Origin of the sequence: Pseudomonas umsongensis (genome assembly GCF_012647205.1) — a bacterium.
In the GTDB taxonomy this organism is placed as follows: Bacteria; Pseudomonadota; Gammaproteobacteria; order Pseudomonadales; family Pseudomonadaceae; genus Aquipseudomonas; species Aquipseudomonas umsongensis.
Map to the genome: position 1 here is coordinate 859,943 of NZ_CP051487.1, position 21,368 is coordinate 881,310.

Genomic DNA, 21,368 nt, shown 5'->3' on the forward strand with positions numbered 1-21,368 from the left:
GAAAGCAACGTCAAAAAAACAGTTATTTAGCCAAATGCGCGCGACAAAATTTTATCATGGCGTGAAGTGTAAAGCGCAAAAGGTGACCTAGACTTCAGGCTTGAATGGTCTGGCTCCATGAGATTTTCACTGCTACGACTATTGGGTTTTTATATCCAAAGAGCGAATGCCAATATGAGTGATAGTTCCGTAGCAGGCTCTCGATTAAACGTACTTGATGGATGGCGCGGAATTAGTATCTTGCTGGTACTGGCGTGTCACCTGCTACCACTTGGCCCAAAGTTTTTGCAGTTGAATTCTGCTGCAGGCGTCATGGGCATGGCTATATTTTTTACCTTGTCGGGTTTCCTGATAACAAGTTTTCTGCTCAATAACGACAGCGTCATTGATTTTCTGATTCGCAGGTTCTTTCGCATTGTGCCTCTTGCCTGGCTGTACATGGCAATTGTCTTGCCTATCATGAGCAGCCCTCCGGATTACTACATCGCAAACTTTTTGTTCTTTGCCAACTGGCCGCCCATGTGGCTTGGCGATGTAAACGGCCATTTATGGAGCTTGTGCATGGAGGTCCAGTTTTATGTGGCCATCGCCTTGCTGGTAGTCATGATGAGGAAAAGGTGGATGGTGCTGATCCCTTTTCTTGCCATCGCCGTCACAACCTATCGAGTCATGAATGATGCCCATGTCGTCATCAATACCTATTACCGCATTGATGAAATACTGTCTGGTTGCATACTGGCGCTGATCTATCACAAAAGACTGGGTAACAATCTTGTGAAGGCGCCGGCACAAATGCTGGTCGTGCAAATGGCTTTATTCGCCCTGTTTGTCGTGTCCAGTCATCCCGACGGTGGTTTCATGAACTACTTGCGCCCTTACATTGCCGCCGCAATGGTCGGGAGTACGCTGCTCAATGGCCGGACATTCATTGCCCATGTTCTGAACAACCGCATTCTGTTTTATATCGCCACCATCTCCTACGCGCTCTACGTTGTTCATCCGCTGCTGGCGCATACCTGGCTGGGTAGCGGGGATACCATCGTTAAATATCTGAAGCGACCGTTGTTGTTCGCCGCCATTTTCATCACCGCGCATATCTCCACCTTCTATTATGAAAAATGGTGGATAGCGTTCGGCAAGACATTGTCCAGGAAAGTGGCTGGCCGCCAACCGGTTACAACCTGAACGTTCTTGAACATCCTCAGTCGGCAAACACCATCTGCCGACTGTCACCCATCAACAGTGTCTGGTTCTGCTCGGTCACGGCGCGGATGTAATCCCACAACAGGGTAATCCGCTTGAGCTTCCTCAGATCCTCCCGACAGTACATCCAGAATTTCAAGGAACTCAGGTTAACCCAATGAATACAGGGGCTAACCGCTATGAGCATCCTTGCAGCTCCGTCTGCTGTTACAAACGCCGTTACAAACCTCGCTCTTCCCGTGAGGCCGACGACAAGACTCGCCAAGCCGTATCACTTCAGGCGTAACGGGATTTACTACATGCGTCTCAGGGCCACCGGCAGCACCACTGAGTTCGCTTCTGTTTCCCTTCAGACCAGCAACAGGCGGGACGCATTGGACGCTTCAGGGCACCTTGCGGGCTTCGTCAGGGCGTTCCATTTGGAGAACCCAGATGCCCCTTGGAGCAAGCTGAAAGAACATTTTCGTGTCGTCTCGGTGGAGTTGTTTGAGGCTGGACGTGATGACAACGTTACGCAGGTGTGGGGTGGATTGCATGAAAGCCACTCAGGCTCTGTGGGCAGCTCTACGCGATCCATGAAGTCAGTAGCGGACGTCCCGGTGTCTCTATCTGTATTGGCCCCAGCGATGACCTTTGAGACTCTCTCGGTCCTCTACTTGGCTGACCGTGGGAAGGACCAGAAGGAATCGACCCTGAAGGAAACCAAGATTTGCCACGGGACCATTTCTGCGGCTCTTGGAGAGTTGGACATGCGGACTCACTCACGGGCTGACCTCGTGGCGCTGCGTGATCGCCTTTCAAATGGCCGCATGCCTTCAACGGTCAACAAGCTGCTCGTTAAGCTGTCAGCAGTCCTCGCATGGTCAGTTGAAAATGGTCACATACCGAAGTCATATGATAAGAAGCTGAAGCTCACAAAGGGCACTGAGTCGAGTCGTAAGGCGTTCACACAGGATCAGGTAGGCAAGCTGGTGGCCTACTCCAATACGCTGCCTGAGACCTCATGGAAGCGTTGGCTGTTGAGCCTTGGAGCTATCACGGGTGGGCGTCTGAATGAAATCTCACAGTTAACGGTCAGCGATGTTCAAACTCTTGCGTCAGGTATCACAGCCATTCACATCAACGAAGCAGGCGAAGGGAAGTCAATCAAGAACAAGCGTAGTGAACGATTGGTGCCGTTGACTGACGGTGCCTATGGGTTCGACCTTGTAGCGTTCTTAAGGTATGTCGAGGCGTGCAAGCTCAGTGGATCGGAATCATTAGCTCAGATTGGCTACAAGACAGGCGGTGAGTGGGTTAACCAACAGGCAATCCCTGCGGCCCTTGGGGAAACCTTTGGTCCCGGCTTGGTGTTTCATTCCATGCGGCACTCGCTGGCGTCCTTGATGCAAGCCAAAGGAGTTCCTACGGCTTACGCACAGGCTGTTATGGGGCATGCGTCGGGCACGATAACTTTTGATGTCTACGGTTCAGGAGTGCCTGTTGAGACCATCGCGGAGATGCTTCGGAAATTGTTCGTTTGCGGGGGGCAGTGACTGTGTTGTTGGGGCTATTGGCGACACCGAAAACTCGTTAGAAACCATCGATAAACCTAAGCTTAACCTGCACTGAATTCGTCATGCTCCAACCTCCCGCTTCCATTCCGCCCAGTGTTTGCTAGGTGAATTGACAGTCCCAGCTAAGCAGGTCGCTTCTACTCCGCTGGAAACTGGTTTACTCAAAATGGCACAGTGCTGAAGTGCTATGGCATGATTGATGTCGCGATTTTCAGTGAGCATATTCCAATGCCTGATGCAACAATTACTTGACGAGCGGAGCGCAAGTGTGCAATGATACGCATCTGCTTCAGTAAAGCAGACAGACAACTTAGAAGCCTCTACGCGACCATGGTGCGATCAAATCGCCCAGAAATTGCATGAGGCTTTTTAGTGCCCAAGTTTTGGCTGACCACCACCTGACGGTCAATGCAGCTCATGAGAAGAACCCATGACAAACGCAATCGAAGCAACACCAACATTGAGGTCGACGACATCGAATAGCTAAGTTTCTGCTCCTCCGTAGTGAGAAGAATGACGAGCCCGATGCCGACCAATGTGTCGGTTTTTTATTGCCCATTTTTCAACTGAACGGAGGTAACAACATGCAACAACACAGCATCAACGACATCACCAGAACAATCCTCGTGGCCCCATGCGTGGCTGGAATCCACCTTGACTACAGTCTCGGAGAGGAGATACCGCTCTTCGCACCGTTGACGACCGACACTCTGGTATGTGGCGTGGGCTACAACTCGGTCGACAGACGCAAGGCGCTGGGCTTGCCTTATCACGAAACCACATGTCGCTCGCACAGTCGCTGGGTTGACATGCTTCGTCGGTGCTACGAGTCCGAGGCTACAGCCTATGCGGGATGTACAGTTTGCAGGAAGTGGCTCGACTTCCAAGAGTTTGCTGACTGGTTCGTCGCTCAGCCTTATGCAAACGCAGTGGACACGGAGCTGGACAAAGACATTCTTGATCCACTCAACACTGTCTACTCACCAGAGTACTGCTCGCTGGTCCCAAGGATGATCAACCAGATGTTTCGAGATACTCGGAGTCAGCGTGGAATTCTCCCCATTGGCGTAACTCTTGGACCGAGAAGAAAAGGGTTTGTCGCTCGCATTTCCAAGTACGGCAAGCAGGTCTATCTGGGGAGGTTCAGCGACATCATCAAGGCATTCGAGGCATACAGGGCAGCACATTCAGCCTACTGCTTTGAGCTTGCAGATGCATACAAGGGCAAGATTGATCCCCGTGTGATTCAGCGCCTTCGTACTTGCTACCGCCATATCCACGACTGATTTAAGGCACGCACCACCGCAGGCTGATACCCAAGCCTGCGGCAATCAAAACCAACGGCACAACCCGAGAGGAATGCCTATGCAATGAACTGACACAGGAGGACTAACCATGCTGCACCCGCTCGTCTCGAAATTGCCCATCACCAGTGAATCCGGCCTCTCTACCAATCTGCTCTCCCCAGCAGAATTGGAAGCATTGAATGCACGTATCGCCGCTAACGCCGATCAGTGGCTGGCAGACAATGCACCGAAGACCAAAACCAAGCTACCTCGAAAGCCGAAGAGCACGCGTGGACCAAAGCCCAAGATGATTGAGAACCCGTTCTATGGGTTCATCGGTCGCACAACGTACTGGGGCCGCTATCCAGCGTTTGCTATGGATATCGTCGTGGGAATTGCACGACTTGACTGGTATGACCGCCCCATCGGTGTTAATGGGAAGTCCACTCAACTGTCTGTACGCAAGCTTGTGATGATTTTGGAAAGCCTCCCAGCCGTGACCAACGAAGCTGTAGAGGATTTGCTGCAACTGGGAGAAAGGCACGCAAGACGTTACGTCAAGGCGATTGAGTTGATCTTTCCGTGGATGATGGAAAGTCGCCCTCAGTCCCTTTTAAACGAGATGGAAGGCATTGAGCCTGAGCCCAAAGCCTGTGAGTGGAATGATTGCGATGATCTGTGCAAACCGACTGTCGAGGAACTGGCAAAGCTTCATTACGACCTCCGTACCCTTACCCAGTTCAAGACGGCGGAAGAGTACGAAGCGGAATACCCAACTCATCAGACCACTGCTACTGTCGTAGCCTTCCCGGTCCGCCCTCAGCACCAGCACCCCAAGAAGCAGGAGGTGTTGAGAATGCTGGCACAAGGAATGGCGGTTAAGGCCATTGAGCGAGACACCGGCGTATCGGCAAAGACCATCAGAAAGTGGCGAGACGAAATGCGGACTGTGCAGCTCGAGTTGCAGGCCGCATAAGCAGCCCCTCACCGGGGGGGGACTAATTCGGCCGCATGTATCATAGAAGCACTTCAATGCGGAGCATTGAGGGGAATACCATTTCATGCGACGCATGAGTCAGTACAATCGTCGTATCGCCCCGATACTGGATCAGCACACCATTAATCCAATAGCATCAGCACACACCAAAGCTCCTCGCTTTTGACCTTGATGTGCTTGGTATGCGGAGCATGGTGGGTACTCTGTGTAAGCGGCGCTTACAGGTTGATTCCACTGAAATGGAAGGGGGGATGAATGATATACAGTATCATCCCCAAAACCTGAAGGCTGACCGCTTTGTGGTGCAACCAGCCAAGCGAAGCTTGTACAGATACCATCGTTAGCTCCCGCTAACCATCCTGCACCAATAGTCAAGATCAAAGGCAAGAGCTGGATTTTGATGATTTGTTATTGGTGCTCTGTTCGACCGTCAGGTCAGCGGTGATCAACTATTAAAGCATGAGCTACTGAAAGCTTGCCGCTTTCGGTGCAACCACAAACACTCCAATGGAGCCTTCGATGGCACCAGCAATGACACTGAAGAGAATGCCTACCCAACCCGCAATTAACCCCATTAAACACCAAGCTTCCTAAGTCTGGTGGTGATCGATGATCCGGGAAACCGCCTCTAATACGGGGCTTCAACCAAGCAAGCGGCTTTCCCTCTCTCCGTTACCAGTTTTGAAATTGCAGTCTTTATTCCTTGGTACTATCGATAGCGAAGTTGATGAACGCCGAACACGTAATCAACATGAAGCGTGCGTCAGCGTGCGTCAGATTTGAAACGTCCATCAACGCGTGCCTGATACCGTCAGCGTTTGAGGTCCAGCCGTACAGTGAGGAAAATGCACTCTTCAGGGCTGGGTGAAGACTGTGGTGCTTCTCTAGTTCGCTGAGCGCGGGAGCTAAGGTCGCGTGCGGATTACCGGTGATCTGCTTCGCCAGCGATTCTACAGCGCTGATGCTTTCTTTGATGGAGTTACGGTAATCAGGGTTGTCCCGTTCAGTGAGCATCACTAGCGCCGTCTGCAGGTGCGTCTTGACCCCGATATAGCCCCCGGAAGAACTCAATGCCTTGTCGATCTCGGCTATCTCCTCAGGGTCTGTTATACGTGTGACCAACCCGTTTACGATCCGGTAGGCTGAATTTTCAGTCTGTAGCACCTCGTTACATTCGCTCACGAACTGTTCAGTAGAGGTGAATTCATCGTACTCGGAGTTAAAGCTTGGGGCATGCTTGATGGCAAATTCTACAAAGCTGTAGATGCGATCCCAGTCACCTGCTTGGTAGAGCAGACTAAGCGATTCGACTAGCGTCTGAAAAGCGTGCGGCAATTGGTCCAAGCGGAGACGTAAAAATCGTCCATGGATATCAGCTGCAAACTGCTCCATGTTCGAACCCTTTATGCCGGTGCCCCCTTGGTAGTAGGGAATGAACCGATTCCAATAGTGCGTGTACGCTGCATTCCAAAGCCCAGTTCTGAGGTCGCTATCCATCTCCTTGACTTGGATCAGCTTCGACGCAGGACGGAGCCCCATACGCTGTGAAAAATCGCCTTCCATGTGCCGCCTCGTTCGTAAGAGAGTGACGGCAGTTTATCTCAACCTAGACAAGTGGGTGGCATCTACCTAGATGCTAACGCCCACTGGCGAGGTGATCCAGCCGAGCGTAGAAGCAGTTACAATAGACAAAAACAGAAGACCTTTTGCATCACCTAGCCATCATCACACGTTCAGTCTGTTTCATTGCGAAGATCGAAACGACACCGGCAAGATGACTCACTGTCTGAGCCAATTCTGGAGAGTGCGCAACGTACCCCTCATCCTTCCCATGCGACGTGTCATTTCGCAGCGTCCCGATTCCATGACACATGGTGCCGATGCCTTGAAGCATTTCAGAAGTGGCAGGACCGATAATCGCGGATGCGCGCAGAACCCCGAGCAAACGCTTGATCAACTTTTCGATCGCGTAGCTTTCGTAATCCTTTTCACCCAGCGTTTTGAGGCAACCTTTCAGCACGGTTTCAATGTGCGTACAACTTAGAGAAATGGACTGGTCCGGATCAGGCTGAACCAATTTTCTAGCCTTCAACCACGACTCCAAAAGCACCTGATTTCTGCTAAAGATTTGATCAAGATCAGCGTCAATTTCCGCCTTTTCAATTGTCACAAATTGGGCAAGAGATTTGACGACTGGCGCTGTCTTTTCAAACTCAACGTCGAGGTTGATCAGCAGGTTCGCTACGAGGGAATCTAGCACCTTCTGGTCACTGATCAGCCTTTGCCAGTCTGGTCGAATTTTCTCGATTGGCTTGCACTCCCAATACGATTCTTCATAACCCGGATGGGGTTCTTCTTTGTAGCTAACCCAAAGCTCTTTACCATCGAAGGAAAGAACGCCGTGAATATGCCCAATGATCTCGCCTTCGTGGTCGAAATGCTCATCGAACGTGACGAATTCACTTTCTCCCCGGCAGTTCAGACCTCCGACCATTTCACGCAGTTTCCGCTCAAACGACCTTAGCCCTTCGAGCAGCAAACGGTGTTCATTTCTCACCTTCTCAGATCGAGCCGCTAGCGCGGTGAATCCATCGTCACTCATCACCTTCTCCATAGTCATCGAGAAACACGGTGAAGGTTGTACAGGACGATCCCACAAAGGTCGATCTCTCCCCAGTCACCTACCTCATCGTCAGCGTTTGCAGGGTGATTCACCCGTTGCGAAGAACGAGATTCAACCTAAAGCATATCCCCCCGCTCGGCACTCTAAGGGAATGATCACGGACAGCCAGCAACCCAGATTGTCTATCAAAGAAGTAGACCTATCCGGTAGTGCGATAGAGGTCGGGAAATAACTATCAATAGACTATTGTGGAAAGCCATATGATTCTTTTATCATTTGTCTATCAAAGCGAATGACAAAGGATAGCTAACCATGAATGCCCACCTTTACCTCCGAGCATCGACCAAAGACCAAGACGCCAACCGTGCCAAAGTCGCCTTGGAGTTGTTCGCTGCCGAGAAAGGTTTGAGCATCGTTGGCGTGTATGCCGAGAACATCAGTGGAACCAAGCTCAACCGTCCTGAGCTGATCGCATTGCTCGATTCTGCCAAAGAGGGTGACGTGTTATTGGTTGAGTCTGTGGATCGCCTCAGTCGTCTCTCACAAGCTGACTGGGACACTCTCAAGACCACCATCAAGGCCAAAGGGTTGCGTCTGGTTGTTGCTGATTTACCTACCAGTCACATGCTGGTTGAAGCCAAAGGAATCACCGGTCAAATCATGGACGTGATCAACAACATGCTGATTGACCTGATGGCAACCATGGCACGGCTGGATCAAGAGAAGCGTGTGGAACGCATCAAGCAGGGTTTGGAGAACAAGAAAGCTGCTGATCCTGATTGGAAGCCAGCAGGCAAAGGACGGAACGCTGCCAAGTGGGCCAAGGTGAAGGAAACCATTGCCAAGCACCCAACCATGACTGCTGATGATATCGCCAAGGTGGCTGGCTGTGGCGTTGCCACGGTGTACAGGATCAAGCGTGAGATGGCTTGACGTCCAACAGCTAGCGTTGTTTTATGGGGCTCTCAGGAGCCCTCTCTTATTTCAAAATCAAGAAATCTTTCCATCCGGGCGTTCGCATGTGGCTTGATACCTCACTCTTAAATCCCAGTTTTGAAAGGCTCTTCCTTGTGCAATCGCTCTATTCAATGCTTCATCGGCAAGAGGTCTAACCCTATAGCTACCTTTGCAACCAGATCATCACACTCCTTCTCATCCAGAGTTGTTTGAATGCTCACGACACCATTGTCATCCATTGAGATGATTTCATCGCCATCCTCAAAGTAGCTAACCACATCGGTGTAAAACAGCCCGATATTACGCTCTTGCTCTTCCTTGGAAAGCTCTTCAAATGTTAGCCCATTTTTATAGTAGGCTGAGTATTTGTAGGTGTTCATGGGTTGCTCTTCTGATGTGAGTTTGGCTGAGTCTACTCATGTATCTTGCTCAGGGCAATAATTACAGCGCCACTATTATTATATTTGCCAGCAAAAAATCAAGTGCCATATACATAAGGCCACTTCCCACGGCGGGCGAGCGGGTTTTTATGGAGATGCGTTGTGCAGATTGTCGTTTTTGCTCATAAGTTTTTCGTATATTCCCTCGGTTATAAGAACCGCATATTCCATAATGTTTCTGAAAAGCCCTAGCATCTGGTCATGGTACGCGCCAATCGGAAGTTTTGAGTCTTCTACTGGGAACTCTAGCAAATCAACCAAATATCTGTCGCCATGCAAAGTGAAGAAGGAGTCAACGTAGTTTTTAAGTTGCTTGGAGTCCACGCCGGGTAACTCACCCCGTATCCGCGTCATCAATTTATCGAAATCTTGACCATAGCCCTCATTGTGTACAATGAAGTGGCGAAGCTTTTCTATCAATACAAAAACAACCCTGTAATTCACTTGATTAGGGTTTGTGGATTCGTACTTTGCAAAGTGATGCAAGTTTGTGCGGAATGCCTTTAGTTGTGCGTAACGAGTGCCCCTCAATTTTACGCTAAGGTAGTGGTCGATTTCCTCTGAGCTTCCGTGCTGCCATTTATTAGGTCGCTCCCACAGTTCCATACCCTTTGAACCACAGTATGCATAGGCTTTTTCAAGAAAGTCTTCAATCGCTTCATATGCTTCAACAAGCAGCCACTGGTAGACTTTTAACTTCTGGATCGTGTTGAGTTCTAATTGTGCTGAAAGGTCGAAGTGCTTGCCTTGGAGTGATAGCGGAGTTCCGGTAGAGGGCGAACTAAAGTGGAAGAAGTAGAGTTTCCCTTTTTGAGCCTGAATACTCCACTCTGGAAGCTGTGCGTGCGCTTCTAAGATCGCTTTGTGTTGTGCTTCAAAGATTTTGCCGGCCTCACACTTGTGTTCATTTAGACTGCCAATTTTATTGGATAGTGTTTGTAATGATTGCTCAAGAAAATCGGAGGTGGGCATTCGATATCTTCGCTTATTATTGGTCGACGTACATTCTTCGCATGTTCTTCAAAGGCTCTCTACAGGAGCCTTCCCACATGCCTGTAATGTCGTATTGCTCATGATTGGTTTCCCACCATGTCAGTGCATCACCCATTAGCTCTCCTGCCTTCTTTGCAGGTACACCCATTTTTGCAGATGATTTAGCCACTGTTGGCAATGCCTCGGCATCAAAGCCACCCTTCTCCCCGATCACTGCACAGATAAAGACCATGGATACATGACTATTTTTGTCATTGAATTCAGGCGTCACATACTTGGCATCAACTGCATACACATTGCAATTTATTGCAATCGCGCCTAGAAATATTGCGAATCGTTTTATCATTATGTGCTCTGGCTATTCTTTTTCGGGTGGATGAGAGTAGACCGCAGTAGAGCTTCTGTACTGATCTAAAAAGTTAGTGAGAAAACGTTCCACTCTACTATCGTCTTGAACAAACTCCATCACCTCTGCAATCTCTTCATCTGAGAGGTCTGCCAGCGATTCAGATAAATTGTTCCCGTAGTGGTCACAGATGTCCTGCCAATGGAGGTCGTCTTGCTCAGTGATGCCGTAATTTTCGTACAACCATCCGTAAGCATCGACGTGCCCCCCAAACCCCTGATCACCCCACACACGCTCCATTTCTGCTAGCACGGCATCGAAAAGCTCATCTTTCGTCATGGTCAACATCCCTTCTTGGTGTACTTGAGGTTCTGTCACCGAATCATCACCGCTCATCAGGTCGATAGCGTTAATCGCCGTAGGCATAAGTCATTTTGTTCGTCACCACTTCTGTTTCCCGTCTGTACATATCGCTCAATGTCTAGCGTAGTCGCTTATGCTCAACCTTAAGGGCTCCAAGCTCTCCTGAGGTGTCACGGTACATCACGATCAGACCGGCGATGTTCTTGTGCGCTCTGCGTGAATCTCGGCGTGTCCTCTCCAGCTCAGCACACAGCAATTCACACTGGTGTTTCAGCATCTCTTCATGGGTGCCCGCGTGGGGTCCTTATCGCGTGCCTGTGTGTCTCTGAAAGTCGACGTCGAGGTGTTACAAGTTGAGTACCAACTCCTGTTACAAACCGTTGGAAAAGGCTTGCTGACCTCGTTACGATTCCGCCACCTGATTCCTTGAAAAACTGTTAATCGGCGAACAACATCTCCCTCGTTTCGCCCAACAGCAACGGACCATTGAGCTCGGTCACGGCGCGGATGTAATCCCACAACAGGGTAATCCGCTTGAGCTTCCTCAGATCCTCGCGGCAGTACATCCAGAATTGCCGGGTGATGTTGATTTCCTGCGGCAACACCGGCAGCAACCGTGGGTCCTGGGCTGCCAGGAAGCACGGCAGGATGGCCAGCGACCGCCCTTGCTGCGCGGCCACGAACTGCGCGATCACGCTGGTGCTGCGCAAGTTGGCGCTGGCGCCGGGGAGCACGTTGGCCAGGTACAGCAGCTCGGAACTGAACGCCAGGTCGTCGACATAGCTGATGAACGAATGCTTGCCCAAGTCGGCCGGCCGGCGGATTGCCGGGTGTTTGTCGAGGTATTGCTGCGTCGCATACAGCTGCAGGCGGTAGTCCGTCAGTTTGCAGCAGACATAGGGGCCGTGTTCCGGGCGCTCCAGGGCGATGACGATGTCGGCCTCGCGCTTGGACAGGCTGATGAAGTGCGGCAGCGGCAGGATGTCCACCGAGATCGCCGGGTAGGCGTCGACGAAGTGACTCAGTTGCGGGGTAATGAAAAAGCTCCCGAAACCTTCGGTGCAGCCCATGCGCACATGGCCGGACAACGCCACCCCGGACCCTGAGACCTGTTCGCAGGCCATGTGCAGCGTACTTTCGATCGACTCGGCGTAGCCCATCAGGCGTTGGCCTTCTGCGGTCAGGACAAAGCCGCTGGTCCGGGACTTCTCGAACAGCAGGGTGCCTAGCGAAGCTTCCAGTGAACTGATGCGCCGCGACACGGTGGTGTAGTCGACGGCCAGGCGCTTGGCCGCGGTGCTGGCCTTGCGGGTGCGTGAGACCTCAAGGAAAAACTTGAGGTCATCCCAGTTTAGTGAACCCAGAGACGTGATGTTTTTTTGCATGATGGACCGGCTTTTATGTGCGTTCTTATTAGAAGTTTGCACATCTATACTCCAAAAACAGCCCGATAACCAATTCGTGGCACACGTCTTATCGCAGGGTGACGTTTCGCCCTGGCTCCTGAAATAAAAACAAAGATTCGGAGACCCCACATGAACGCTTCGCTTACGCCTGACGAGACCACCGTACAAAAGGTCAAACTGTTGATCGACGGCCAGTGGGTCGAATCGCAGACCACCGAGTGGCACGACATCATCAACCCGGCAACCCAGCAAGTGCTGGCCAAGGTGCCGTTTGCCACGGCTGAAGAAGTCGACGCCGCCATCAGTGCCGCCCATCGCGCCTTCCAGACCTGGAAGCTGACGCCGATCGGCGCGCGGATGCGCATCATGCTCAAACTGCAGGCGTTGATCCGCGAACATTCCAAGCGCATCGCGGCAGTCCTCAGCGCCGAGCAGGGCAAGACCATTGCCGACGCTGAAGGCGATATTTTCCGTGGCCTGGAAGTGGTCGAGCACGCGTGCTCCATCGGCAGCCTGCAAATGGGCGAGTTCGCTGAAAACGTGGCGGGTGGCGTGGACACCTACACCCTGCGTCAACCAATCGGCGTTTGCGCCGGTATCACACCGTTCAATTTCCCGGCGATGATTCCGCTGTGGATGTTCCCGATGGCCATCGCCTGCGGCAACACCTTCGTGCTCAAGCCGTCCGAACAGGATCCGATGTCGACCATGCTGCTGGTGGAACTGGCTATCGAGGCCGGGATTCCGGCCGGCGTGCTCAACGTCGTGCACGGCGGCAAGGACGTGGTGGATGCGCTGTGCACCCATAAAGACATCAAGGCCGTTTCCTTCGTGGGCTCGACGGCGGTCGGCACCCACGTCTATGACTTGGCCGGCAAGCATGGCAAACGCGTGCAATCGATGATGGGCGCGAAGAACCACGCCGTGGTGCTGCCCGATGCCAATCGCGAACAGGCGCTGAATGCGCTGGTGGGCGCCGGTTTCGGCGCGGCCGGTCAGCGGTGCATGGCGACTTCGGTGGTGGTGCTGGTCGGTGCGGCCAAGCAATGGCTGCCTGACTTGAAAGCACTGGCGCAGAAACTCAAGGTCAATGCCGGCAGCGAGCCGGGCACCGACGTCGGCCCGGTGATTTCGAAAAAGGCCAAGGCGCGAATTCTCGAGCTGATCGAAAGCGGCATCAAGGAAGGCGCGAAACTCGAGCTCGATGGTCGCGACATCACGGTTCCTGGTTACGAGAAGGGCAACTTCGTCGGCCCGACCCTGTTCTCCGGTGTGACCCCCGACATGCAGATCTACACCCAGGAAATCTTCGGTCCGGTGTTGGTGGTGCTGGAAGTCAATACGCTCGACGAGGCGATTGCCCTGGTCAACGCCAACCCGTTCGGCAACGGCACGGGCCTGTTCACCCAGTCCGGTGCGGCGGCGCGCAAGTTCCAGAGCGAAATCGACGTCGGCCAGGTTGGCATCAACATCCCGATTCCGGTACCGGTCCCATTCTTCAGCTTCACCGGTTCCCGTGGCTCCAAGCTTGGCGACCTTGGCCCGTATGGCAAGCAAGTGGTGCAGTTCTACACTCAGACCAAGACCGTCACCAGCCGCTGGTTCGATGACGACAGCGTCAACGACGGTGTGAACACCACCATCAACCTGCGTTAAGGAGCCGGACATGAACATTGCTTTTATCGGTCTCGGCAACATGGGCGCGCCAATGGCGCGCAACCTGATCAAGGCCGGCCATTCACTGCGCCTGGTCGACCTGAACAAGGCCGTGCTGGCGGAGCTTGAACAACTGGGCGGCACCATCAGCGCTTCGGCCCGTGAGGCGGCGCAAGGTGCCGAACTGGTCATCACCATGCTGCCCGCTGCCGTGCATGTACGCAGCGTCTGGCTGGGCGAAGACGGTGTGCTCGCCGGTATCGGCAAGGGTGTGCCAGCCGTGGATTGCAGCACCATCGATCCGCAGACCGCCCGTGACGTGGCCGCCGCCGCTGCCAAGCAGGGCGTGGCCATGGCCGATGCGCCGGTCTCCGGTGGCACCGGGGGCGCCGCGGCGGGGACGTTGACGTTCATGGTCGGTGCGACCCCGGAACTCTTCGCGACCCTGCAACCGGTGCTGGCGCAGATGGGCCGCAACATCGTCCATTGCGGCGAAGTGGGCACCGGACAAATTGCCAAGATTTGCAACAACCTGCTGCTGGGCATTTCCATGGTTGGCGTCAGTGAAGCCATGGCCCTGGGCGATGCCTTGGGCATCGACACCAAGGTGCTGGCGGGCATCATCAACAGCTCCACCGGACGTTGCTGGAGTTCGGAGATGTACAACCCATGGCCGGGCATCGTCGAAACGGCACCAGCCTCGCGCGGCTATACCGGTGGCTTCGGCGCCGAGCTGATGCTCAAGGATCTGGGACTGGCAACGGAAGCGGCCCGTCAGGCGCACCAGCCGGTGGTACTGGGCGCGGTGGCGCAGCAGTTGTATCAGGCGATGAGTTTGCGTGGGGAAGGCGGCAGTGACTTCTCGGCGATCATCAACAGTTATCGCAAGCCGCAATAAAACCTGTGGGAGATTCTATGGTTGAGGGGAAGCCCTCAACTGGTTTTCGGTTGGTATTCACTCTGCCCCTTCAGCAGGGCGAATACGATACGAGCGAGCTTGCGAGCCAGCATCACCAGGGCTTGAGTGGTGCTGAAACCCCGATTTCTTTGTTCTTGGTAAAACCCTTTCCAGGCTTCGGTTCGACTCGCCGACATAGCCGCATTGTGCAGAAGGCGGCGGGCTTCTGGATCGCCTCGCTTGGTCAAACTCCGGCGACCATCTTTTTGCCCTGATTTTGACACCCGCAAGTCCATTCCAAGAAAGGCGATAAAGGCATCTGCGTTTCGGAAGTCTCCGCGCTGGAACGCCGTGAGCAAGCGCGCGCCAGTCAAAAATCCAACCCCTTCAACTTTCAAGCAACGCTTCAACTGCCCCAGCAAACCGGCTTCTTTCAGCTGATCGTTGATCGTCTTTTCGATCAGCGTCTCAAGCTGCTGCATGGACTTTATTTGCTCGGAAAAAGCAGCCTTCAGCAAGGGCTCATTCGACCAGCTTTGCACTAGGCCGACCCTGGCCTGGACCAAGGCCGCCCGGCGGCGAAAAAGACTCAGGAGTTGGCGATACAGCGGTGTCGGCGGCGTCCATGGGTGAAGTTCTTCATGCTCGTTCTTCAGATAGCGAGCAAGCAGTTTGGCATCCAGTGCATCGGTTTTGGCACGGACCTTCACACCTTCTCGGTAATGTTTGAGCTCATAGCCGCCCACCATGTAAATCACGCAGCCGGCCTCAAAGGCCAGGTCAGCGAACTCCAGGTGGTAGATGTTGGTGGCTTCAATAGCAATAGCCACACTCCCCGGCAAGTCCTTTAACCACTTGTTGATGCTGGTTTTGTTGTTGGGAATCTCTTCAAGCAGGTCCAGTTCGGCGTGATAAATCACCAATTCTTTCTTGGCGACATCCACGCCCACGATCGGCTTTGAAACAGAAACCGGCATTGCCATAGGTTTTCCTCCGGGATAAGGTTTTAAGCACTTGAAGGGCTCACCCAGAGGCGCAGGCTTGTTCCTATCGTCGGTCTAGGCCAGATGCATTCTTTATCGGCGCTTGGGTGAAAGGAGGAGGGGCGAACTCTCCCACAGTCTGTACTGCGTCAACAGTCAGAATCGAGCCTTGTCCCTCCTCCTCCCTTCAAGTCCTACCATACAAGCGAGCCTGCTCGCGATGGTCGTTAACGATGACGCGTGTTTCCTGGGTTCACGCGGCGCTCTTGAGTCCATCGCGAGCATGCTCACTCCTACAGGTATTGCATGTGCGCATCGACATTGACCGGGAAATCACGTCGGGTGATTTCCCGGTTTTTTTGCATCAGGCAAACACGAAGTACTTGCGCACGGTTTCCACCACTTCCCAGGTGCCTTTCATCCCCGGCTCAATGACGAAAATGTCTCCGGCGCGCAGGTGGATCGGCTCTTTTCCTTCCGGGGTGATGATGCAGTACCCCTCGCGGAAGTCGCAGTATTCCCACTTCACATATTCCACGTACCACTTGCCTGGCGTGCAGATCCAGGTGCCCATGATCTTGCTGCCATCTTCGCTGGTGTAGGCGTTGAGGTTGACGGTGTGCGGGTCGCCTTCGAGTTTTTCCCATTTGCAGGCGTCGAGTACGGGCAGCGGATGGGTGTCGCGAAGAACGGTAATCGGTGCGGTCATGATGACTCCGGCGTTGGGGGAGAGCTGAAGACGCACCCTATAGGGCCTGCCGGGGGATCAGTTGTCTGTACTCGACATCGAGGTATCCAGAAACGCAGCGACCCTCACCCGCTTGACGGCTGAAAGCGCCTGCAAGCCCATTGAAATTTCCACTCGATAAACCGCCGATATCTGGCAGTTTGTGCGAAAGCCCCAGGCTTTTTCGAATCTTTTTGCAAGAACATGCACAGGTATCGCTCGTATCATTCACTTCGGAAAAGGCCGAGAGCTGTGCAATGAAAAAAACAATGTCGTGGTGGGACATCAGCCCGCCCTTGAGTACCGCAACACCGACCTGGCCGGGAGATACGCCGTTTCAGGAAAAACGCGTCTGGACACTGGGGCCTGAATGCCCGGTGAATGTCGGGCGCATCACGCTGTCGCCGCACACCGGCGCCCATGTCGACGCGCCATTGCACTACAGCGAGGACGGCGCGGCCATCGGCGACGTGTCCCTCGATGTGTATATCGGGCCTTGCCGGGTGCTGCATTGCCTTGGCAGCGGCGCACTGGTGCAACCCGGACAACTGCAAGGTCGTTTGGACAATTTGCCCGAACGCGTCCTGCTGCGGACCTATCAACACGCGCCGCTGGCCACCTGGGACCCCGAATTCACGGCGGTCGCCAAAGACACCGTCGACCTGCTCGCCAGTCTCGGCGTGCGCCTGATCGGCATCGATACGCCATCGCTGGACCCGCAGCAATCCAAGACCATGGATTCGCACAACGCCGTGGCGCGTCACGGCATGGCCATTCTCGAAGGCATCGTGCTAGATGACGTACCGGAAGGGGATTACGAGTTGATCGCGCTGCCGCTGCGCTTTGCCAACCTCGACGCCAGCCCGGTCAGGGCTATCTTGCGTCCACTGAATTCCACGCCACATGAGGAGCCTGCTCAATGAGCCAATGTCCGTATTCGCCTGCCAGTCAGACAGAGGAATGGCATAACGCCGAGCTGAATTTTTCCGACTCCATGAGCTACGGCGATTACCTGGACCTGGGGCGTATTCTCAGTGCCCAGCACCCCTTGTCGCCGGACCATAACGAGATGCTGTTCATCATCCAGCACCAGACCTCTGAGCTGTGGATGAAGCTGATGCTGCACGAGCTCAAGGCTGCCCGCGAACACGTGCGGCTGGGAGAGTTGCCGCCGGCCTTCAAGATGTTGGCGCGGGTTTCGCGGATCTTTGATCAACTGGTGCATGCGTGGACAGTACTGGCCACCATGACGCCTACCGAGTACCACGCGATCCGGCCTTTCCTGGGACAGTCGTCGGGCTTCCAGTCGTTTCAGTACCGTGAAATCGAATTTATCCTGGGCAACAAGAGCGCGACGCTTTTGCGCCCCCACGCCCATCGCCCGGAGTTGCTGCAGGAACTCGAAAAAGCCATCGCCACACCCTCGCTGTATGACGAAGCTATTCGCTTGATGGCCAGCGCTGGCCTTGCGATTGATCCTCAGCGTTTCGAGCGCGACCCGACGAGCCCGACGCAACATGACGCCTCGGTCGAAGCGGCGTGGCGTGTGGTCTACAAGGATCCGTCGCGTTATTGGGATCTCTACCAACTGGCCGAGAAATTCATCGATCTCGAAGACTCGTTCCGCCAGTGGCGCTTCCGCCATGTCACCACGGTCGAGCGGATCATTGGCTTTCAACCAGGCACTGGCGGCACCGAAGGGGTGGGTTACCTGCGCAAGATGCTCGATACCGTGCTGTTCCCGGAGTTGTGGCGGGTGCGTTCGACCCTGTGATCTGACGTTTACATCCCTGTAGGAGCGAGCATGCTCGCGATGGAGGCCAACGATAACGCGGGAAACCTGACACCCCGCGGCGCGCTTTCAGGTTCATCGCGAGCATGCTCGCTCCTACAGGGACGCGCATGAAAAAGCCCCGGCATTCATTGAATGCCGGGGCTTTTTGTTGGGCTAAGGATTATTGCGCGACAGGCAAGCTGCGATCCCTCGCCACACGCATCCGGTAGAACCCGTAGATGATCAACACCCACACCGGGATAGCGATGACCGAGGCGCGTATGCCCGGGATCATCCACATCACGAAGATGATCATGGCCATGAACGCCAGGCACAGGTAGTTGCTGTAAGGAAACCAGAACGACTTGAAGCTCGGCACGATGCCTTGCTGGCCCATGATTTTGCGAAACTTCAGGTGGGTCAGGCTGATCAGCGTCCAGTTGATCATCAACGAGGCGACTACCAGGGCGAACAGCAATTCCAGCGCCTCATGGGGCGCCAGGTAGTTGACCAGCACGGAGAGCATGGTGATCAGCGCCGAGATGCCCAGCGCCCGCAGTGGCACGCCCTGTTTGTTCAGTTTCATCAGCGATTTCGGTGCATCGCCCTGTTCGGCCAGGCCGTAGAGCATGCGGCTGTTGCAATAAACGCCGCTGTTGTAGACCGAGAGCGCCGCGGTGAGCACCACGAAGTTGAGGATGTGCGCGGCGGTATCGCTGCCGATCAACGAGAAGATCTGGACGAACGGGCTGCCGCTGTAGGCATCGCCGGACGCGCCAAGGGTCTGCAGCAGTTGATCCCAAGGGTACAACGACAGCAGCACGGTGAGTGCGCCGACGTAGAAGATCAACACGCGATAAACCACCTGGTTGATCGCCTTGGGAATCACCTTCCTCGGTTCGCTGGCTTCAGCGGCCGTGATGCCGACGAGTTCCAGGCCACCGAAGGAGAACATGATGAACGCCATCGACATCAGCAGGCCGGTGGTGCCGTTGGGGAAGAAACCGCCGTGGCTCCACAGGTTACTGACCGATGCCTGTGGGCCACCGGTGCCGCTGAACAGCATGTAGCAGCCCAGGACGATCATGCCGATGATGGCCACGACCTTGATGATCGCGAACCAGAACTCCATCTCGCCGAAGACTTTGACGTTCATCGTGTTGATCAGGTTGACCAGGACGAAGAACACCGCGGCGCTGACCCAGGTCGGGATTTCCGGCCACCAGAACTGCACATACTTGCCCACGGCCGTCAGCTCGGCCATGCCCACCAGCACGTACAGCACCCAGTAATTCCAGCCCGAAAGGAAACCGGCAAAACCGTTCCAGTATTTGTGGGCGAAGTGACTGAACGAACCGGCTACCGGCTCCTCGACAATCATCTCGCCCAACTGGCGCATGATCAGGAAGGCGATGAATCCGGCAATCGCATAACCGAGGATCATCGACGGGCCGGCCGACTTGAGTACCCCTGCAGAGCCGAGGAACAGCCCGGTACCAATCGCCCCGCCCAGGGCGATCAGTTGAATATGTCGATTTTTCAACCCTCGCTTGAGCGTTCCCTGTTGCAAGATTTCATCCGCCATCTCGTTCCCTTCTGGTTATTGTTGTCAGGCCTGGTTTGAAAGATCAGATATTACTCTCGGTGAACTTTTCGTAATACAGGTGAACGCTGTCCAGCGCCTGGGCCTGCAACCAGTCTTTGATCGATTCGACCATCGGCGGCGGCCCGCAGACGTACATGTCGACCGGCGCGTCGCGCAGTTCACTGAGGTCGAAATGCTCGGCAATGTAGCCGCGCTTGCCTGTCCACTGTGGCGATGGATCGCTGACCACTTCGGTGTAGCGAAACCCCGCAAGGCGTTCGGCATAAGCCTCGATCCGTGCCCGTTCGCACAGGTCGGCAGCGTCGCGCACGCCGTAGTACAGGTGCACCGGCTGCGTGCAACCGCGCTCGGCGAGGTCGTCGAGCATGCCCAGCAGTGCCGACAGCCCGGTTCCGCCCGCCACCAGGATCAGTGGTTTGGCCACATGCCGCAGATAGAACGCACCCAGCGGTGCCTCGAGCATGATTTCGTCGCCCACCCGGCAGCGTTCCCGGATGTAGTTGCTCATCACGCCGTCGGGTAGCAGGCGAATCAGGAACTGCAGTTGATTGTGCTCACTCGGCCGATTGGCAAACGAGTAGGAGCGCTTGCTTTCAGTCCCCGGAATCAACAGCCGGGCGTATTGCCCCGGCAGAAAATCCAGTGGGTTTGTCGTACCGAGATCCAGGTGCAGGATCGCGGTGCTGGCCGAAATTTGCCTGACGTCCGTCACCGTTGCGCTCAGTTGTTCCGGGCCCGAGGCATTGCACAGGCTGGAAGCGAAGTCGAAATAAAACGCCGCATCGGACTTCACCCGGGTCTGGCAGGTGAGCATCTTGCGCTGCTGCAGGTCCAGGCTCGAGAGCGCCTCCTCGTCCACATAATCCTGGCTGTAGTCACCCGATTCGCAGCGACCCTGGCACGTACCGCAGACGCCTTCGCGGCAATCCAGAGGAATATTGATGCCGTTGCGCAGGGCGGCGTCGAGCAGGATTTCGTTGGGTTGTACGGGAAAGAACAGGGTCTTGCCGTCGGCAAAGCTGAACGCCACTTTGTGATTCATGCCTCGATCTCCTTGGATTCAGAGGTGGTAGAAGTCCAGTACCGAGTTGATGGTGTCGTTGAGCAAGAGCACATGCTTGCGGCTGATCAGCCAACTGTCGGCGTGGGGCTTGAGCCGGTAGGTTGCGCGTCCATAGAACTGCTCGGAGGTGGCCAGGCGATAGAACAGCGTGTGCCAGTTCAGGCGCACCTCCAATTCACCGTTTTCCAGTTCACTGATCCGCACGTTGTTGATCATGTGCAAGGTGCGCGGCATCGGTGTCGAGGAGGCGGACTTGCCCGTGCGCAGGCGGAACACACGGTCTTCCAGGCCTGAACGGTTGGGGTAGTAGATCAGCGACATCTCGCGCGTGGGGTCGCGGGTGTAGACGTGTTCCGAGTCCCATTGCGGCAGGTGGAACTCACTTTGCTCGTCGAACAGCTTGATGTAGGCGTCCCAGTCCTGGGCATCGCACAGTTCGGATTTGCGGTAGAAAAACTGTTCGATCTGGTACTGCAATTGCGCATTCATCA

Annotated in this window: 21 protein-coding genes and 1 pseudogene; 9 read left to right on the top strand and 13 right to left on the bottom strand. The window is 54.5% G+C overall.

All coding sequences use genetic code 11. From position 1 onward, the window contains the following. The first annotated feature begins 174 nt into the window (after positions 1-174). The gene (locus tag HGP31_RS03720; RefSeq protein WP_033045393.1) at positions 175-1,185 is read left to right on the top strand and encodes an acyltransferase family protein; all 1,011 of its coding nucleotides are present in this window, start codon (positions 175-177) and stop codon (positions 1,183-1,185) included. Between the two features lie 16 nt (positions 1,186-1,201). Here HGP31_RS03720 and HGP31_RS03725 read toward each other — a convergent pair. Next, positions 1,202-1,339, bottom strand: a pseudogene (locus HGP31_RS03725) (LysR family transcriptional regulator); the annotation flags it as partial. Between the two features lie 43 nt (positions 1,340-1,382). Between HGP31_RS03725 and HGP31_RS03730 the strand changes: the two are divergent. From HGP31_RS03730 to HGP31_RS03740, 3 genes are all read left to right on the top strand, one after another. Beyond that, positions 1,383-2,738 carry a tyrosine-type recombinase/integrase gene (locus HGP31_RS03730; RefSeq protein ID WP_240963519.1) on the top strand — a complete coding sequence of 452 codons (1,356 nt, stop codon included), beginning with the start codon at positions 1,383-1,385 and terminating at the stop codon, positions 2,736-2,738. 605 nt (positions 2,739-3,343) lie between these two features. After that, complete coding sequence (locus HGP31_RS03735) at positions 3,344-4,045, top strand: hypothetical protein (RefSeq protein ID WP_168757196.1); 702 nt, start codon at positions 3,344-3,346, stop codon at positions 4,043-4,045. Between the two features lie 109 nt (positions 4,046-4,154). Continuing rightward, positions 4,155-5,021 carry a helix-turn-helix domain-containing protein gene (locus HGP31_RS03740; RefSeq protein WP_168757197.1) on the top strand — a complete coding sequence of 289 codons (867 nt, stop codon included), beginning with the start codon at positions 4,155-4,157 and terminating at the stop codon, positions 5,019-5,021. A gap of 717 nt (positions 5,022-5,738) precedes the next feature. Here HGP31_RS03740 and HGP31_RS03745 read toward each other — a convergent pair. Then, the gene (locus HGP31_RS03745) at positions 5,739-6,605 is read right to left on the bottom strand and encodes an AbiJ-NTD4 domain-containing protein (protein ID WP_168757198.1); all 867 of its coding nucleotides are present in this window, start codon (positions 6,603-6,605) and stop codon (positions 5,739-5,741) included. Positions 6,606-6,753: 148 nt separating this feature from the next. After that, positions 6,754-7,644 carry an abortive infection family protein gene (locus HGP31_RS03750; RefSeq protein ID WP_168757199.1) on the bottom strand — a complete coding sequence of 297 codons (891 nt, stop codon included), beginning with the start codon at positions 7,642-7,644 and terminating at the stop codon, positions 6,754-6,756. A gap of 333 nt (positions 7,645-7,977) precedes the next feature. Here HGP31_RS03750 and HGP31_RS03755 point away from each other — a divergent pair, with 333 nt between their 5' ends. Next, positions 7,978-8,598, top strand: a complete 621-nt coding sequence (locus HGP31_RS03755) for a recombinase family protein (RefSeq protein WP_168757200.1) — start codon at positions 7,978-7,980, stop codon at positions 8,596-8,598. A 152-nt stretch (positions 8,599-8,750) separates the two neighbouring features. On the opposite strand, the gene HGP31_RS03760 is transcribed toward HGP31_RS03755, so the two are convergent. From HGP31_RS03760 to HGP31_RS03780, 5 genes are all read right to left on the bottom strand, one after another. Then, on the bottom strand, positions 8,751-9,002 hold the full coding sequence (locus tag HGP31_RS03760) for a hypothetical protein (RefSeq protein ID WP_168757201.1): 252 nt from the start codon (positions 9,000-9,002) through the stop codon (positions 8,751-8,753). 147 nt (positions 9,003-9,149) lie between these two features. After that, a complete protein-coding gene (locus HGP31_RS03765; protein ID WP_168757202.1) occupies positions 9,150-10,034 on the bottom strand; it encodes a hypothetical protein in 885 nt (294 codons plus the stop codon). A gap of 16 nt (positions 10,035-10,050) precedes the next feature. After that, positions 10,051-10,401, bottom strand: coding sequence for a hypothetical protein (locus tag HGP31_RS03770; protein ID WP_168757203.1), 351 nt, complete (start codon positions 10,399-10,401; stop codon positions 10,051-10,053). Between the two features lie 12 nt (positions 10,402-10,413). Next, positions 10,414-10,827, bottom strand: a complete 414-nt coding sequence (locus HGP31_RS03775) for a hypothetical protein (protein ID WP_168757204.1) — start codon at positions 10,825-10,827, stop codon at positions 10,414-10,416. A gap of 374 nt (positions 10,828-11,201) precedes the next feature. Further along, positions 11,202-12,149, bottom strand: coding sequence for a LysR family transcriptional regulator (locus HGP31_RS03780; protein ID WP_168757205.1), 948 nt, complete (start codon positions 12,147-12,149; stop codon positions 11,202-11,204). A gap of 150 nt (positions 12,150-12,299) precedes the next feature. Here HGP31_RS03780 and HGP31_RS03785 point away from each other — a divergent pair, with 150 nt between their 5' ends. Beyond that, complete coding sequence (locus tag HGP31_RS03785) at positions 12,300-13,826, top strand: CoA-acylating methylmalonate-semialdehyde dehydrogenase (protein WP_168757206.1); 1,527 nt, start codon at positions 12,300-12,302, stop codon at positions 13,824-13,826. A gap of 10 nt (positions 13,827-13,836) precedes the next feature. After that, the gene (mmsB, locus tag HGP31_RS03790; RefSeq protein WP_020796462.1) at positions 13,837-14,724 is read left to right on the top strand and encodes a 3-hydroxyisobutyrate dehydrogenase; all 888 of its coding nucleotides are present in this window, start codon (positions 13,837-13,839) and stop codon (positions 14,722-14,724) included. Positions 14,725-14,759: 35 nt separating this feature from the next. Here the strand turns inward: mmsB and HGP31_RS03795 are convergent, their stop codons facing one another. Together HGP31_RS03795 and HGP31_RS03800 are read right to left on the bottom strand one after the other, a co-directional pair. Continuing rightward, positions 14,760-15,707 (bottom strand): IS110 family RNA-guided transposase, encoded by a 948-nt coding sequence (locus tag HGP31_RS03795; RefSeq protein ID WP_168757207.1) that lies wholly within the window; start codon positions 15,705-15,707, stop codon positions 14,760-14,762. Between the two features lie 364 nt (positions 15,708-16,071). Continuing rightward, complete coding sequence (locus HGP31_RS03800) at positions 16,072-16,416, bottom strand: cupin domain-containing protein (RefSeq protein ID WP_007946320.1); 345 nt, start codon at positions 16,414-16,416, stop codon at positions 16,072-16,074. 275 nt (positions 16,417-16,691) lie between these two features. On the opposite strand from HGP31_RS03800, the gene kynB reads away from it, so the two are divergent. Together kynB and kynA are read left to right on the top strand one after the other, a co-directional pair. After that, on the top strand, positions 16,692-17,357 hold the full coding sequence (kynB, locus tag HGP31_RS03805; RefSeq protein WP_168757208.1) for an arylformamidase: 666 nt from the start codon (positions 16,692-16,694) through the stop codon (positions 17,355-17,357). Then, positions 17,354-18,208, top strand: coding sequence for a tryptophan 2,3-dioxygenase (gene kynA, locus HGP31_RS03810; protein ID WP_020796464.1), 855 nt, complete (start codon positions 17,354-17,356; stop codon positions 18,206-18,208). The genes kynB and kynA overlap by 4 nt, the downstream gene beginning before the upstream one ends. A gap of 181 nt (positions 18,209-18,389) precedes the next feature. Here kynA and HGP31_RS03815 read toward each other — a convergent pair whose 3' ends face one another. Genes HGP31_RS03815 through antB form a run of 3 tightly spaced genes read right to left on the bottom strand, consistent with a single transcriptional unit; the run spans position 18,390 to position 21,366 of the window. Beyond that, positions 18,390-19,793, bottom strand: coding sequence for an amino acid permease (locus HGP31_RS03815; RefSeq protein WP_033043610.1), 1,404 nt, complete (start codon positions 19,791-19,793; stop codon positions 18,390-18,392). A gap of 43 nt (positions 19,794-19,836) precedes the next feature. Continuing rightward, positions 19,837-20,856, bottom strand: a complete 1,020-nt coding sequence (gene antC, locus HGP31_RS03820; RefSeq protein ID WP_020796467.1) for an anthranilate 1,2-dioxygenase electron transfer component AntC — start codon at positions 20,854-20,856, stop codon at positions 19,837-19,839. An 18-nt stretch (positions 20,857-20,874) separates the two neighbouring features. Further along, a complete protein-coding gene (gene antB, locus HGP31_RS03825; RefSeq protein WP_168757209.1) occupies positions 20,875-21,366 on the bottom strand; it encodes an anthranilate 1,2-dioxygenase small subunit in 492 nt (163 codons plus the stop codon). Positions 21,367-21,368: the final 2 nt, after the last annotated feature.